Here is a 15512-nt window from a genome sequence, read left to right as displayed (position 1 = left end):
AAATGAAGTGATAAAAATTATTCCTTAATTTAATGTTGAATTTCATTTTAAATTAAATTCTTATGAAAACACTTAAACATCAAATAGAAATTAAAGGAAATATTGAAACTGTTTTTGAGAAAATTACAACAGTTGATGGTTTTAAATCTTGGTGGACAGATGATGTAAGTTATTCTTTGGAAGACAAACTTTTTATTTTTGGATTCAATAATCATTTGGTCGTTTTCGAAATGAGAATGATTGAAAAAATTGAAAATACAATTGTAAAATATAAATGTGTTGGTGAAAATCCGGAATGGACAGACACGTATCTTTATTTTAAATTAAAGACAATCGAAGACGGAAAAACTTTGGTCAGATTTGAGCATACAAATTGGAAAGACGGAAGTCCAAGTGTTGCAAAATGCAATACAGATTGGGGACATTTAATGTATTTTTTAAAAGATGCTGTAGAGAAAAACATCTCAAATCCGTTTATGTCTTAATTTATAATTGTTGAAAATATTTTCTCGCATTTTCAATGATTTCTTTATTTTCTGGATAAATTGGATTGAATATAAAAAATTTCTCATAAGCTTTTTCAAAAACAGCTTCCACAGGTTTTGAAACCAAAAAATCTCGTAAAGCTTTATTTTCCCAATCAAATTCTTCATGCAATTTTTCTAATTCTTTAATTTCTGAGATTTCCGAATGCATTAATTCTACTTTATCTGGATAAGGTTGAAAACCATTTTCATCTTCTGAAGAATTATATTGTAATCGCTGAAAAGCATTTCCAAAAATCGAATCTTTTTGACCATAAACATCTCTTTCTAATTTTTTAAAAGTTAATGCTCCAGCACACATCGCACAAGATTCAATCGTAGAATATAAAGTCAGTTTTTCTAAATTATTTTTTTGTGTGCGAATAAAATAGCTTTCAATTGTAACCATTTCAGCATGTTTTGTTCTATTTCCTAAAACGAATTCACTATCCAATCCGTGAGAAACTATTTTTCCATTTTCATCAACTAAAATTGCTCCAATATTTGCTCCTCTTTTATTTATTGCTTCTTTTTGCCAAAACTTATATGTCATTGCCATAGACATCAACATAAAAAATTGATCTAGTTCTTCTTGTTCTGGACTAATTTGATTTTCTTCTTTAATTTCTTGTGCAAGAATTGAAGAATTTATCAAAATTAAAAAACTCAAAATCAATAATTTTAATTTAGTATTCATCACAAAATAATTTAGAATTACTCTTTTAAAATTACTGATTTTCAAAAATTTATTTTCTTAAAAAAAGGTTTAAAAATTAAACTTTCAAATATTTATTTTTAATTCTTTGGCCATTTCAAAGCTTGAAAAATAATTATTCCAAAAACAACAACTTCCACAATATTAAACAACACAAAGAAATATTGCCATTCATTTTTGATACTCGTAAAAATAATCAACAAAGAAATACAAGCATAAAAAGTTGCAACAATAATATTTAACCATTTACTAAAAATTGGTTTCAATAAAACGGAAAGGAATATCATTAAAATTGGAACGATTAATAAAATAGAAAATGTAATTAAAACATTTGGAGTTGTTGGGCCAATTGGACTTTTTTGTGCAATGAAACTTTCTATTTTTCCAGGAACCATCAAACGAAAATAATCAGCATAAATGTATAAAAACATTAAAGCTGACCATAAAATTCCTAATTTAACTTTTACATTTATTTTAAAATCATTTAAAACAGCTACTTTTTCTTTATTATTCATATATATTATTTTATTTAGTTAAACAATACAACGATTTACATTGAAATTTGTAACATTTACATCTTTTTAATTTTATCAAGAATCAAATCTCTCTATTTCTTTTTTAACTTTAAATTCTAATATTTTTTTAAAATGAAACATAAAACAATTCACATAGAAAAAACTTTTGACACTTCTATAGAGAATGTGTGGAAAGCTATTACAGATAAAGAATTAATGAAAAAATGGTATTTTGATATTCCTGATTTTAAGTTAGAAGTTGGTTGCAAATTTCAGTTTGAAGGACAGAAAGATGGTGTAAAGTATCTTCATCTTTGTGAAATTTTAGAAATGATTCCACTGAAAAAATTAATGTATTCATGGAAATATAAAAATTATAAAGGAATCACTTTTTTGACTTTTGGATTAATTCAAAAAAACGAAAAAACTATTTTAAAATTAACACATAAAGGATTAGAAACTATTGCAAAAGAAAATCCAGATTTTGCTCCAGAAAATTTTATTCAAGGTTGGAATTATATCATAAATGAATCGCTTTCAAATTTTTTAAAAACGGAGTTTTAATCTATTTTCGTAATCGAAATTGTTTTAATTCCGAATTAAAATAAATCAAATCAGAAGAAAAAAGCTTTTCTAAATCATTTCTTTCAATACAATTTTCTGTTGTATCAGCGATAAATTCATCAGGAGTAAAAAGCCATAAAATATCCGAAAGTTCCATTGCTAAATGCACTTCATGTGTAGAAATTAAAACTGTTTTATTAGTGGTTTCTACGATTGTTTTTAACAATTGAAATGTTTCTATTTTATGATGAATATCCAAATGCGCAGTTGGTTCATCCAAAATAATAATATCTGTATCTTGTGCAATTGCTCTGGCAATCATTACTTTTTGCAATTGACCATCACTCAATTGATAATATTTTTTATCAGCTAAATCAGAAATCGATGTAATTTCCAACGCATTTTTTACAATTTTAATATCTTTTTCATGAAGTTTACCAACCCAATTTGTATAAGGTTGTCTTCCTAAAGCGATTAATTCAAAAACAGAAAGATTACTTGGGGGTAAATGATCTGTCAAAACCAAGCCAACAATTTTCGCTAAATCTTGTGCAGAAATTTCTTCTAAAGATTGATTTTTTAAAAATATTTCTCCAGAAATTGCAGGTTGAATTTTAGAAATCGTTCGCAATAAAGTTGATTTTCCAATTCCATTTTTACCTAATAAGGAAACCATTTTTCCTTTAGGTAAATTCAAATTCAAACCTTCTCTTATGATTGTTTTTTTCTTTTTTTCAGAATATCCAATCGTAAGATTTTTACATTGCAACACGTTATGTAATTCTTCGTTTTTCAAAATTAATAACTGATTTTACGTTTTCTTGTTAAAAGCCAAATTACAATTGGCGCACCAAAAATTGAAGTAATTGCATTAATTGGTAATACATTTTCACTAGTTGGAAGTTGTGCAATTGTATCACAAAATAACATCAAAATTGCTCCAGAAAGTGCAACAGCAGGAATTAAAGTTTTATGATTTGATGTATGATATAAAAGTTTTGTCAAATGTGGAACAGCCAAACCTATAAAAGCAATCGGACCAGAAAAAGCTGTGATAACTCCAGTTAAAACACATGTAATAATAATCGTAATATTTCGAGTTTTACGAATATTTGTTCCTAAGCTTTTCGCATAATTTTCACCTAGAAGTAAACTATTTAAAGGTTTAATAATTAAAAAACAAAGGGAAATTCCGATACAATAAACCAACGCAAAAACACCTAATTCTTGCCAAGTTAAATTTCCTAAACTACCAAAACTCCAAAATAAAAACTGTTGTAACTGTTCAGCCGAACTAAAAAAAGATAAAATATTAATAATCGCGCTTGTCAAACTTCCAAACATCAATCCAATAATTAAAATGGACATGGTGTTTTTGATTTTTGCAGCAGTAAACATAATTGCAGCTAAAACCAATAAGGCTCCAAAACTAGATGCAATTGCCAAACTCCAATTAGAAAGTAAAATAGTTCCAAATAAACCACCAAAAAAACTGCTTCCTAAAATTAATAATGCAACACCTAAACTTGCTCCAGAACTAATTCCAAGAACAAAAGGTCCAGCAAGTGGATTTCTAAAAAGTGTTTGCATTAAAAGTCCACTAATTCCCAAACCAGAACCGACCAAAACTGCGGTAATTGCTTTTGGAACACGATAATTCGTTACAATATAATTCCATGAACTTTTACTACTTTCCTCTCCTATTAGAATTTGTAAAACTTCTTTCAAAGGAATAGTAACAGAACCTACGCTGATATTTAATAAAAGTGCAAAAATTAGTAGTAAACTAATCCAAATAAAAGTGATTTTATATGATTTTACTGCGTACAAGTTTTAGAGTTTAATTTTTGCAAATTTAGTGTTTTCTAAATGAATTTAATTTTTATTTAAATGAATTAAAAAGAACTATGAATTTCTTTTCATTTCATGTTGAAATAAAACATTTTAAATGGTTAATATTAATAATTTCACCTATTATTCTATCATTTTTCTATCCAAGAAAGTTATTGACATATACTAAAAATAGAATAAAATATCCCGAAAATTTTATTTCGTATTAATTAAAATCTTAAAGGGTTTATTATTAAAATTTGATATAAAAACTATTTCACTTCTTTTGATTTTTGAATTTAACTCACTTGCTTGCATTGTAATTTTTCTATCAATAGAAACTATTTCATTTTTAGTTTCAATTTTTAACCAATTTTTCTCATAAACAATATAATATGCTCCATCAATCTCGAAAAAAACTTTTTCATTTCCTTCTGCTGCTTTTCTTATTCGATTTTCTAAAGATTTTATTTTTTTCAAAGCGTTAAATTTACTTACTACATTTCTATAAGAATTATCTTCACTTATTTCCAGATTTGTAAAAACTATTTTTTCTTTAAAATTCTTTTTATTCAAACCAGAAATAAAACTTGCTTTTATATCTTTTCCGAAATTCCCCCAATTTTCTTTGAGCGTAATTGATTCGTAATTTTGTTTTTTAACAGAAAAATAAATTAAAAAATTCCCTTTAATTTCTTGTCTCAACTTCACTTTGAAATATCCTTTTTCATCAGTAATTCCAAGTAAATTTTCATTTTTATCAAAAATTTTCGCTCCTTTTAAAGGGGAAAAATTTTCTGTATCTACTATCAATCCGCCTATTACAACAATTCTAAAGTTTGTGTTTTTTTCTTGTGCTTTTGATGGAAAAAAATTTAAAACTAAAACACATAGAAAAATTAGATTATTCAATTTCATAATTATTTTTTTTAGATCATTGAATTTACTTTTTTTATTGAAATTCATAACTAAATCATTGAAAAAGTTTTACTTAAAAACGAATTCTCCATATTTTCCCTACCTTTAAGAAAACGACATTAAAAAATGGAAATTCATTGCGAAAATATTTCTTTGACTTTTCAAGAAAAGAAAATTTTTGAAGATTTAAATTTTACTATAAAATCAGGTGAAAATATTTGTATTGGTGGAGAATCTGGAAAAGGAAAATCTTCTCTACTGAAAATTATTGCTGGACAATTGAAACCAACTTCTGGACAAATTGTTTTTGATGCAATTCCATTAAATAAAAATTCCATCAAATCCATTCGAAATCAACTGATTTGGATACCACAAAATATCAACCTTCCAGTTTATAATGGAAAACAATTAATCGATTTAATGCAAATCAAAAAAAACACTGCTTTAGTAAAAAATTACCTCAACGATTTAGGTTTAGACAATACTTTTTTAACTAAAGATTTTTCAAAAATTAGTGGCGGACAAAAACAACGAATTATCATTTCAATTTGTTTGAGTTTAAATAAGGAAATTGTTTTGATGGACGAACCAACTTCTTCTTTAGATGAACATGCAATTGAATTATTAATTCAACTTATAAAAAAAATAAAGAATAAAATATTCATTTCTGCTTCACATAATGAAACTTGGCTACAAAGCGTTGACAAAATTATTCAATTATAAATCTTAATTATGGAACAAAAAATAATCGACCTTTCTTTTCTAGAATTATTAATAAGTATTGCAACTTTATTAATTCCATTTTTGTTTTTTTGGATTTATAAAATACGCTTGATAAAAAGTGTCATTATCAGTGTAATTCGAATGATTATCCAACTTACTTTAGTTGCAATTTATTTAGAATGGATTTTTGACAAAAACAACGCATGGATTAATTCTGCTTGGATTCTTGTAATGCTTTTGGTTAGTGTTTTCACCACTATTCGTCGTGCAGAATTACATTGGAAGAATTTTGCAATTCCCCTTTTTATCTCTGGATTTACAACAATTTTTATTATCGATGCTTTTTTCCTTGGCTATATTATTAAGTTAAAATATATTTTTGATGCGCAATATTTGATTCCAATTTCTGGAATGCTACTTGGAAATGCTTTGAATAATAATATTATCGGTTTAAATTCTTATTATAAAGGATTAAAAGAAAAAGAAGAATTATATCAATTTTTAATCACCAACACAGGAAATAAAAAACTTGCATTACAACCATTTTTAGAAACAGCAATTCGAAAAGCTTTAAATCCGATGATTGCTACAATTTCAGTTTTAGGTTTAATTTCTTTACCAGGAATGATGACAGGACAAATCCTTGGAGGTGTTGATCCTTCAATTGCGATTAAATATCAATTTTTAATTATGATTGCAATTTTTGTTGGTTGTACAATGAACTTATTTTTAAGTATCATTCTTGCAAATAAAAATGCTTTTGATTCCTATGATAATTTCAAATCAGATGAAATTGTAAAGGAAATTAATTAATTTTTTTCTAAATCTTCTTTATTAAAAATATAAGCCATTATTTTCTTGAATTGTAAAATATCCTTTTCGTATTAAATCATTTGTTCTAAACATTTTTTTATTAAACTCATAAAATTTAATATGAACTATGAGAATATAAAAAATCGCTTAAGCATTTTAACTCAAGCGATTTTGAAAATTTTATACAGTTTCGATAGTATATCCTTTTACTTCAGCTCCATCAAATCGATTTAATAAGAAAGGAGTAATATCTAATTCTGGTTCTCTATCATGAACAATATCATTGATCATTTTAGACGTAATCGCAGAAGTTAGAATTCCAGTTCTAAAATGTCCACAAGCATTGATATAACCATCTACATTACTTACTTTTCCTAAAATTGGAACTTCATCAGGTGTTCCAGGACGTAAACCAGTCCAAGAACGTTTACAGTTCATATTTTTCAAAATTGGGAAAGCTTTTACAGCTCCTTCCGCTAATCCTTTTAATTGTCCGAAACTATTTGTAACATCAAACCCTTTATCTTCTGTTGTACTTCCAATTAATATTTCTCCATTGTCTTTTTGAGCAATATAACAATCACTCGTACTAAAACATGACGTTAATATTTTTGGCATTTTCTCCGTTAATAAAATTTGACCTTTTACTGGTGTGATCGGTAAAGAAACATCTACCATTTCACCAATTTGTTTCGCCCAAGCTCCAGCAGAATTAATCACTGTATTACAAGCAATATTTCCTCTACTTGTTTTCACTCCAACAACTTTTCCACCTTCAGTTACGATATCTTTAACCTCAGCATGAATAATTTCAACACCTTGAACTCTTGCAGCTTCTCTAAAAGAATTCATTAATAAATAAGGATTTACCTGATCATCTTTTAAGAATGTCAAAGCTCCAGTTGCATTTTTATTTGCGTAAGGCTCTTCTTTCAATAATTCTTCACGATCCATCCAAGCCATTTGATCTTTTAAATGTGGAATAGAATCATAAATATTTTGAGCATATGCTTTATCATCATCATCATACATCATAAATTTTAAACCAGTTTTTTCTAATTTAAAATCTACACCTCCAATATCTTTTAATTCTTCTGCAAGTTGTGGAAACATTTCATTACTTCTTAAACAGAAATCAAAAAAGAATGGTGGTAATTGATGCGGACGTTGCACTTCAATTTGTCCTCCTTGCGCTTCTTGTCTTTGTTTAGAAAGTGTTTTAAAGAAAATAACTCCACATCCTAAACCTACAGATTCACCAATTGCCCACAAACCACCAGCTGAAGCTTGTGTTGCATTTCCTGGTTTTTTTATATCTACAATCGCTATAGATAAACTTTTATCTTTACTTAATTCATAAGCGATAGCTGTTCCTACAACACCACCACCTATTATTACGATATCTTTATTACTATTTTTCATGATGTTAAAATTCTTGGTTGTCAACAATCGACTCAAATGCTATTGGTGCTAATGGGAAACGTGGTTTTAATCCCATCACATCCTCTTCTTTCTTATGGTTTTTGTGTGCTAAATATTCTCTACAGAAACTTCCACACATTTTCCCTTGACAATCTCCCATACCAACTCTGGTATTAATTTTCAAGTCAGGCATCTCTTCTACACCTGCTTCAATAGCACGATCAATTTCTGATCTTTTGATATTTTCACATCTACAAATAATTGTATCTTCTTCAGGTAGTGACAAAAGCCCTTCTTTTAAGCCAGAAAAATCATGAAAACTGTGTTGGAATTTTTTATAACGTTGTGCTTCTTTGATTAAAGGAGCAGCAATTTGTGTCGCTTCACTTTCTGTAATAACTCTTGTATCGATAAGATATCCTAAAGCCGCTAATCGACCTTCTAGCATTGCTACATCCGCCCCGTAAACGCCACTATTATCTCCAGCACTATAAACTCCTTCAATGGTAGTTCTTTGCCATTTATCCACTTGTGGGAATGATCCTCCTAAGTGTTTATCAAATGAATTTTCACATTGAAGTAAATCTGTAAATTGAATTCTTGGAACATATCCATATTGAATTCCAATACAATCCACTTCTAATTCAAATGATTTTTCTTTGTTTGGATACCATTTATCATCCACAGGAGCAACAACTACTTTTTGTACTTGACCATCTCCTGAAGCTGAAACAACTCCATGTCCATAATACATTGGAATATTATGTTTCTTTAAATAGTTTACATAATCAACACCTTCTTTTAAAAGGCTTTTATTAGCAATCATATTAAACGCTTTCGAAACAAGTTGTTTTCTTTTTCCAGCTTCCACAACAGCTACAACATCAACTCCAGACATGTGCAATTGCTTTGCAGCAACTAATAATAAAGGACCTGTTCCAATTAAAGCAGCTTTATGTCCTGGCTTTACAGTTCCACATTTTACTTGTAATTGCAAACCTCCAACGCTCATAATTCCTGGTAAAGTCCATCCAGGGAAAGGTTGCGCTCTTTCATAACATCCTGTACTTACAATAAGTGACGTATCTGAAATTTTTCTGAAAACTCCATCTTGAGCTATTCCAATTTCATTTGTAAGTGGAAAAACTCCTAATACTTCTGTATTCATAGACAAAGTAATATCTGATTTATGGTTTTCAAATTGATCAAATAATTTCTTTGCTTTAATGAATGTTGTCTCGTCTTTTAAAGGATGATTTTTTAAACCTTTTTCTGGTTGTTTAAAAATCGCTCCTCCAATTTTTGGGTTTTCGTCATAAATTGTAGACTTTATACCATACTCAGCTAATTGAATTGCAGCTGATAATCCAGCTGGACCAGCTCCAATGATACTTATTGTTTTGTTAGTTTCCATGATACCTTTTCTAATTATTTTTTATATTTTCTAAAAATTGAGCTTCCACAATATCTTCAGTGTTCTTCTGGGTATCAATCTTCATCCCTTCTTTCACGATTGTTTTACAAGCTCTTCGTTTTAGATTATTAATCGAAACGGTACAACAAAAACAAATTCCCATACCACAATAAGCTCCTGCTACTTGCTGATGGTCATTCTTAGATATCTGAATCTTATCATGCGCTTCTAATACGCTTAATACAGACTCGCCTTCATACGCTTTACATGGAATATTATCAATTTCAACATGTACAACGTTCGACTCAGGTGTGAATACATCATTCACCCGAGTTAAAGTGTCATTTGTGTTTTTAGTTTGCATATAATTGATTTTATTATTTTCTATAAATCATTGGGATTGATTCAAAATAATAGCTATGTAATCATGCAAAATTGACATTCTGACTAATTAATATTTTTTTATCGGTAACTAAATCTACTATTAAAGTCTTATATTAACAAACATTTTTCATAATATTTCAATTTTTTAATACTAAATTTACATACTTTTCACTTAGACAGTTTACATAAAGAAACCTTACAAAACTTTTATTAAAAAATAGAAAACTTCATAATTCGATGATTTTATTAGCAATTTCTACAACTAAATATTTATACTTTTTTAGCATTATATTTTATGAATAATCGAATTATAACCCGATATTTTAACAAATATTAACTTTTCCACTTTCAGATATTAACCTAAAAAATAGCTTTTAAAAAAATTACATTTTCTTTCTATTTTTAATTATTTCCTTTATTTATTTTATCAGTTGAAACAGTAAAATCTACTTAAAATAAAATGGCACGATTAATTTAAATTTCTAAATTTGCTACCTATTAAAACTGAAAAAATGAGCGAAATTATAGATTTAAGTCAAGAGATTTTTGAGGGGATGCCCGTATACAAAAGTTTACCACAAGTGAAAATGACTGTTCATAATACACATGAAGAATGGGATGGAATTGAGAACCCAACAACACAAACTCCAAGTGTGTATAAAATGGAAATGGGAGAACATACAGGAACACATGTGGATGCAATTAATCACATGGCGAAAGAATACGAATCGCAATCAATTGATACAATGCCTCTTTCCATGTTTTATACAGAAGGAATTTGTTTAGATTTTTCACATAAAGGATTAAAAGAATTAATTACAAGTGAAGAATTAAAAGAAGCTTGTAAAAAAGACAATTTAGAAATCAAAAAAGGAGATACTGTTTTAATTTGTACAGATCATTATCGAAAACATTTTAATACAGAAAATTGGGGAAATGGACCAGGAATTACTGCTGAAGCAGCTCGTTGGCTTGGTGAGCAAGAAATAGCTGCTTTTGGTGTAGAAACAATGTCGCCTGGAGTTCCGAAAGTTTCAAATAAAGAAGTACATCATATTTGTGGAGAATTGAATTTCACACATTATGAAAACATGATAAATTTATACAAATTAGTTGGTCGAGGAAGATTTCGTTTTATTGGATTACCATTAAAAATTCGTGGAGGAACTGGTTCACCTGTAAGAGCTGTTGCTGTTTTTGAATAAAAAAATGAAAATCTGATTATTTTATTTTCTATCTTCTATCTTTGAAACATATATACAATTTTATTCTCAAATTAAATGGACAAAATTTTTAAAAGAAATCCTTTGTACACTGTTTTATTTTCAATTGCAGCTATTGTTTTTATTGGAATTTCCTATAATGAATATATTTCAACAAATAAAGTTTTTGGAATTAGTTCTTTTGTTGCAATAGTTTTAATTTTTAATATTCTTTGGTCAATTGCCACTCCTTTTGTAAAGATAACTTCTGAGAAAATTTACTTTAAAATTGGAATTATCAATTCTAGAACTTTTAATTTAAACGAAATTGCTTCTGTAGAATTTCCAAATGAAAAAAATGTAGTTATTTCTAGAAAAAATGGTTCTGTTTATAAAATAAATATTCAAACTTTAAAAAAAGAGGATCGAACAAAACTAAAAGAAGAACTTTTGAAGAGGTTTTAATCTTATATAAAAAGCTCTCTTAATCTATTTAAATTAAGAGAGTTTTTAAATCTATTTTCTGTAAATTATTCTTTTAGAATTTTAAATGATTGTTCTTTAATTTTTAAAATATAATTTCCTTTTTCTAATTTTGAAACATCTATTATATTCTTTTTTATTTGAATCAATTCTGATAATTCTTGACCAATTATATTAAACACTTTCACTTCTTCTTTCTTAAATTCTAATCCTTTAATTAGCAAGTAATCGTTTACTGGATTTGGCGAAACTGAAAAAACATTGGTTTTATTTTCTTCAACAGAAATAATGGAAATATATTCTAAAGCACCAATATCTGGATTTTCATCTCTTTCTTCACCATTAAAATCTGTCGTTTGTAAACTGTTTTGAGAACCATTATTAATTGCAGAAGAATTCGTTTGTAAATTAAAATCACCATTTTCTGCATCTACAAAAAGTGGATTTATTTCTTCCCAACCTTCACTGATGGTAGTTTGACTTGTATTTTTAATCACATTTTCTAAACCTGAATTATTAAATATAATATTTGCTTCAAAAGTTACATTTTGAACAGGTTCTGCTAAAATTCCTAAAGCCCATTTATTTTCTTTTGCGTAAGAAATATTATTTAAAATCTGCACATTTGTAGAAGCATTTATACCAATTCCTCCAGCTAAACCATGATTAGTTTCTCCATTATCATAAACTGTATTATGTTCTATTATGACATCGTTTGTTAAATGACAAACAATTCCACTTGCTCCATTTTTATAAGAAAGATTATTAGCAATCAACATTTTTCCATGCGAATATGTATCTTCATTTCTAGTTAAAAAAATCCCAGTTCCTTCATCAATTACAAAATGAACAAAAGATTTTGAAGGACTCCAAGAAATCAGTCTATTTTCATTTTCATACACTTTATTTTCTGTGATTTTAATTTTAATTCCATCAAAAGTATCATTTTCAGGATTCACAATAGATTCTGCAACTGTAATCGCACCAACACCCAAAGAAGTCCAATAAGTATTATGATAAACAATATTTCTAGAAACTGTTACATAATCACTTTGCTGCACACGAATTGCAGCAGAAGGCACATTTCTAACTGTATTTTCTAAAAACTCAATATGATGCGATTTATTCGCAACTAATGCTCTTCCATTAAATTTTGCAGGTCGAATTGCTACAGGAGTTGCAGGTTTATTTATTGTAGTTCCAATAATAGATGAATCATTTAAATCAATTCCCATTTCCTGTTTTAAATCGTGAATAGCACCATCCGCATCTTTATACAAACCCCAAGCATCTTCTGCTTCTTGTTGGATAATTTCATCTGCAACGCCTTCAAAAATAAATCCGATAATTTTCAAATAAGAAGCATTTTTAATTAAAAACCCATAATTCCCGTCAAATTTGATAATTACTTCCTCTTCTTCATAAGGTGTAAAAGTGATATAATTTCCTTCTGTTCCATTAGATTGAATAAAAGCAACCGTTTCTCCTTCCCAAAAATCTGCATCACCGAAATCTTCATTTGTATAAACTCCTCCTCTTACATAAACAAAATCACCTGGCGATGCTTGCGTAGATGCATATTTAATTGTTTTAAAAGGATTATTGATAGAACCATCATTAGAATCACTTCCAGAATTGGAAACAAACAGATTCGTTTGTGCATAATTTGTTAAACACAAAAAGAATAAAAACAGAAATAAATTATTTTTTTTAAAGAACCTCATCATCATTTCATAAAATTTTTAATAATAATTAAACAAAGGGCATAATTAAAGATAATTTTTAATCTTTTCAAGTCCTAGAATTAATTATTTCAAACATAAATTGCTATTTTTACTTTTCATTTAAATCTTCCAAAGCATTATGAACAAAGCGATTTTTGAACAAGAATATAAAATTCGAAGCATAAATATCAATACAAATAAGAAATTAGGATTATTTGGTTTGTTAGGAATTTTACAAGATACCGCTTCAGAACATGCTCATCAATTGAATTTTGGCTATGAAACCATGAGAGAAATGGGATGTTTTTGGGTTTTGGTTCGTCAAAAATTGAAAATGAAAACTTGGCCAAAATGGCATGATATTGTTACGATAAAAACATGGACAATTCCTACAAAAGGTTTATATGCAATTCGTGAATTTGAGATTTATTTAGAAAAAGAGAAAATTGGAGAATGTTCTACAACTTGGATGATTTTAGATGATGAAAATCGAAAACCAATTGAAATTAATTCTGTAAAAAGTTATTTCACACCAAGAACCGATTATCATTTGGATTTTTATGCTGATAAAATAAAAATTCCTAATGATATGGAAGCGCAAAAAACTATTGAAGTTATGATAAGCGATTTGGATGCAAATCAACATGTAAATAATATAAAATATGCACAATGGATTTTAGATTCCATTCCTTTTTCTTATTATAAAACACATTCGATTGCAGAATATGAGGTTAATTTTATGAGCGAAACTTTCTTGGGAGATTCAATTGTTTGCTCTAGTAACCTTCATAATTTCAATGACGATGAAGTGATTTTTTCAGGTAAAAATGAAAAAACTTCTAAAATTGCTTTTATTTCAAAAATTAAAACACATGAAAAAATATAAAACCTCTTTCATCATTTCTATTCTTCTAACTTGTTTAATTTTCAGTTTTATTTCTTTTGATTTTCATACAGCAATAATACCAGGATATCGTTTTTCAATTCATCCATTTTCTTTTTTTTCTATAATTATTTTTGGAATTTTATTTTTAGTATTATTCATTTTCAGTCAATTATTTTTCAGATTATTAAATTTCTTTAAAAAATAAAAGGCTGTATTTCTACAGCCTCTTTCGATAAATTATAATAAATCCAAAAATATTATTATTTAATATATTTTTTACTCATAGAACTTTCTAAAGTTTTTAAGAATGCTACCAATGCTTTTCTTTCTTCTTTTGTTAAGTTTAATGGTTTTAATAAATGACTTTTTTTAGGAAATAATGTATCATTCATTTGATGTGCTTTTCGCTTTGGAGTTGGCATTCCTGCATTATATAAATTGATAATTCCATCTAAATTCGTGAATAATCCATTGTGCATCCAAGGTCCAGTCGCTGTAACTTCTCTTAAAGAAGGTGTTCTAAATTTCCCTACATCTTCTGTTTCTTTTGTCACATTATATCTTCCTAAATCTTCAAATTTTCTTCCATAATAAGTTAAACCGATATTATGAAAATCATTATCTGAAAAATAAGGTCCGTTATGACAATTCATACATTGTGCTTTGGTTCTATAAATATGTAAACCTAGGACTTCTTCATCAGAATAAACTTTCGAATTTCCTTCGATAAATTTGTCAAATTTTGTTCTACCACTGATTACGGTTCTTTCAAAAGTTGCAATTGCTAAAGCAATTTTCTCAAAAGTTATTTCTTCAGTTCCAAAAACTTTTTTAAACTCCTCTTTATATTCTGGAAGTTTTGAAATTCGTTCCATCGCAACCTCTTGTGGTGTATTCATTTCTAAAGGATCTTCCACAGGAAAATGAATTTGATCTTCGATATCTGCTGCTCTTCCATCCCAAAACATTTTGTCCGCATATGCGATATTCATAATCGTTTGTGCATTACGTTTTCCTTCCTTTCGAACGTCTCCATTTGAAAAACGCTTTCCGTCTCCCCAACCTAATTGTGGTTCATGACAAGAAGCACAAGCAATTTGCCCAGAAACAGATAATTTAGGATCAAAAAATAATTTCTTTCCTAAAATTGCTTTTTCCATAGAAAACGGATTGTTCTCTGGAAATTTCACTTTTGGTAATTTTCCTATTTCTTTAAAATGAGCTACAGAACTATCTACAGTTGCTTTTGGCCAAGATGTAATATCTCCACTACTGTATACTTTTCGTAATTCATCAATACTATGATATTCAGGTTCTTTTTCCGATTTTTTGGTAAATGCAAAAATTGCAATTATCGAAATGAATCCCAATAATAAAAATATCTTCTTCTGCATG

General features: G+C 27.9%; 17 protein-coding genes. 7 read left to right on the top strand and 10 right to left on the bottom strand.

The genetic code is table 11. The features are described 5' to 3' along the window. Positions 1 to 62 precede the first annotated feature (62 nt). The gene (locus I1A51_RS10925) at positions 63 to 485 is read left to right on the top strand and encodes an START-like domain-containing protein (protein ID WP_196893814.1); all 423 of its coding nucleotides are present in this window, start codon (positions 63 to 65) and stop codon (positions 483 to 485) included. Between the two features lies 1 nt (position 486). On the opposite strand, the gene I1A51_RS10920 is transcribed toward I1A51_RS10925, so the two are convergent. Then, complete coding sequence (locus I1A51_RS10920; RefSeq protein WP_196893813.1) at positions 487 to 1221, bottom strand: nucleoside deaminase; 735 nt, start codon at positions 1219 to 1221, stop codon at positions 487 to 489. Between the two features lie 98 nt (positions 1222 to 1319). Next, a complete protein-coding gene (locus I1A51_RS10915; protein ID WP_196893812.1) occupies positions 1320 to 1754 on the bottom strand; it encodes a DUF6326 family protein in 435 nt (144 codons plus the stop codon). Between the two features lie 132 nt (positions 1755 to 1886). Here I1A51_RS10915 and I1A51_RS10910 point away from each other — a divergent pair, with 132 nt between their 5' ends. Continuing rightward, a complete protein-coding gene (locus tag I1A51_RS10910; RefSeq protein WP_196893811.1) occupies positions 1887 to 2318 on the top strand; it encodes an SRPBCC family protein in 432 nt (143 codons plus the stop codon). 1 nt (position 2319) lies between these two features. Here I1A51_RS10910 and I1A51_RS10905 read toward each other — a convergent pair whose 3' ends face one another. The 3 genes from I1A51_RS10905 to I1A51_RS10895 form a co-directional block, all read right to left on the bottom strand. After that, the gene (locus I1A51_RS10905) at positions 2320 to 3114 is read right to left on the bottom strand and encodes an ABC transporter ATP-binding protein (RefSeq protein WP_196893810.1); all 795 of its coding nucleotides are present in this window, start codon (positions 3112 to 3114) and stop codon (positions 2320 to 2322) included. A gap of 2 nt (positions 3115 to 3116) precedes the next feature. Beyond that, complete coding sequence (locus I1A51_RS10900; RefSeq protein ID WP_196893809.1) at positions 3117 to 4148, bottom strand: FecCD family ABC transporter permease; 1032 nt, start codon at positions 4146 to 4148, stop codon at positions 3117 to 3119. A 216-nt stretch (positions 4149 to 4364) separates the two neighbouring features. After that, positions 4365 to 5066 carry a hypothetical protein gene (locus tag I1A51_RS10895; protein WP_196893807.1) on the bottom strand — a complete coding sequence of 234 codons (702 nt, stop codon included), beginning with the start codon at positions 5064 to 5066 and terminating at the stop codon, positions 4365 to 4367. A gap of 126 nt (positions 5067 to 5192) precedes the next feature. On the opposite strand from I1A51_RS10895, the gene I1A51_RS10890 reads away from it, so the two are divergent. Both I1A51_RS10890 and I1A51_RS10885 read left to right on the top strand, forming a co-directional pair. After that, on the top strand, positions 5193 to 5789 hold the full coding sequence (locus tag I1A51_RS10890; RefSeq protein WP_196893805.1) for an ABC transporter ATP-binding protein: 597 nt from the start codon (positions 5193 to 5195) through the stop codon (positions 5787 to 5789). Positions 5790 to 5798: 9 nt separating this feature from the next. Continuing rightward, positions 5799 to 6602 (top strand): ABC transporter permease, encoded by an 804-nt coding sequence (locus I1A51_RS10885; protein ID WP_196893803.1) that lies wholly within the window; start codon positions 5799 to 5801, stop codon positions 6600 to 6602. Positions 6603 to 6782: 180 nt separating this feature from the next. Here the strand turns inward: I1A51_RS10885 and I1A51_RS10880 are convergent, their stop codons facing one another. Genes I1A51_RS10880 through I1A51_RS10870 form a run of 3 tightly spaced genes read right to left on the bottom strand, consistent with a single transcriptional unit; the run spans position 6783 to position 9802 of the window. After that, complete coding sequence (locus I1A51_RS10880; protein WP_196893802.1) at positions 6783 to 8024, bottom strand: NAD(P)/FAD-dependent oxidoreductase; 1242 nt, start codon at positions 8022 to 8024, stop codon at positions 6783 to 6785. 4 nt (positions 8025 to 8028) lie between these two features. Then, positions 8029 to 9438, bottom strand: coding sequence for an NAD(P)/FAD-dependent oxidoreductase (locus tag I1A51_RS10875; RefSeq protein ID WP_196893800.1), 1410 nt, complete (start codon positions 9436 to 9438; stop codon positions 8029 to 8031). A gap of 10 nt (positions 9439 to 9448) precedes the next feature. Continuing rightward, the gene (locus I1A51_RS10870) at positions 9449 to 9802 is read right to left on the bottom strand and encodes a 2Fe-2S iron-sulfur cluster-binding protein (RefSeq protein WP_196893798.1); all 354 of its coding nucleotides are present in this window, start codon (positions 9800 to 9802) and stop codon (positions 9449 to 9451) included. Between the two features lie 532 nt (positions 9803 to 10334). Between I1A51_RS10870 and I1A51_RS10865 the strand changes: the two genes are divergently transcribed. Next, the gene (locus I1A51_RS10865) at positions 10335 to 11027 is read left to right on the top strand and encodes a cyclase family protein (protein ID WP_196893796.1); all 693 of its coding nucleotides are present in this window, start codon (positions 10335 to 10337) and stop codon (positions 11025 to 11027) included. A gap of 75 nt (positions 11028 to 11102) precedes the next feature. Continuing rightward, positions 11103 to 11489, top strand: a complete 387-nt coding sequence (locus I1A51_RS10860) for a hypothetical protein (RefSeq protein ID WP_196893794.1) — start codon at positions 11103 to 11105, stop codon at positions 11487 to 11489. A gap of 65 nt (positions 11490 to 11554) precedes the next feature. Here the strand turns inward: I1A51_RS10860 and I1A51_RS10855 are convergent, their stop codons facing one another. Then, on the bottom strand, positions 11555 to 13237 hold the full coding sequence (locus tag I1A51_RS10855; RefSeq protein WP_196893792.1) for a right-handed parallel beta-helix repeat-containing protein: 1683 nt from the start codon (positions 13235 to 13237) through the stop codon (positions 11555 to 11557). 133 nt (positions 13238 to 13370) lie between these two features. Here I1A51_RS10855 and I1A51_RS10850 point away from each other — a divergent pair, with 133 nt between their 5' ends. After that, positions 13371 to 14117, top strand: a complete 747-nt coding sequence (locus I1A51_RS10850; protein ID WP_196893790.1) for an acyl-[acyl-carrier-protein] thioesterase — start codon at positions 13371 to 13373, stop codon at positions 14115 to 14117. Between the two features lie 260 nt (positions 14118 to 14377). On the opposite strand, the gene I1A51_RS10845 is transcribed toward I1A51_RS10850, so the two are convergent. Then, positions 14378 to 15511 carry a cytochrome-c peroxidase gene (locus tag I1A51_RS10845; RefSeq protein ID WP_196893788.1) on the bottom strand — a complete coding sequence of 378 codons (1134 nt, stop codon included), beginning with the start codon at positions 15509 to 15511 and terminating at the stop codon, positions 14378 to 14380. Position 15512: the final 1 nt, after the last annotated feature.

The organism is Aureivirga marina, assembly GCF_015767265.1.
Lineage (GTDB): Bacteria > Bacteroidota > Bacteroidia > Flavobacteriales > Flavobacteriaceae > Aureivirga > Aureivirga marina.
Note: the sequence above shows the minus strand (reverse complement) of the source record. Positions and strands in the feature narration are given on the sequence as shown.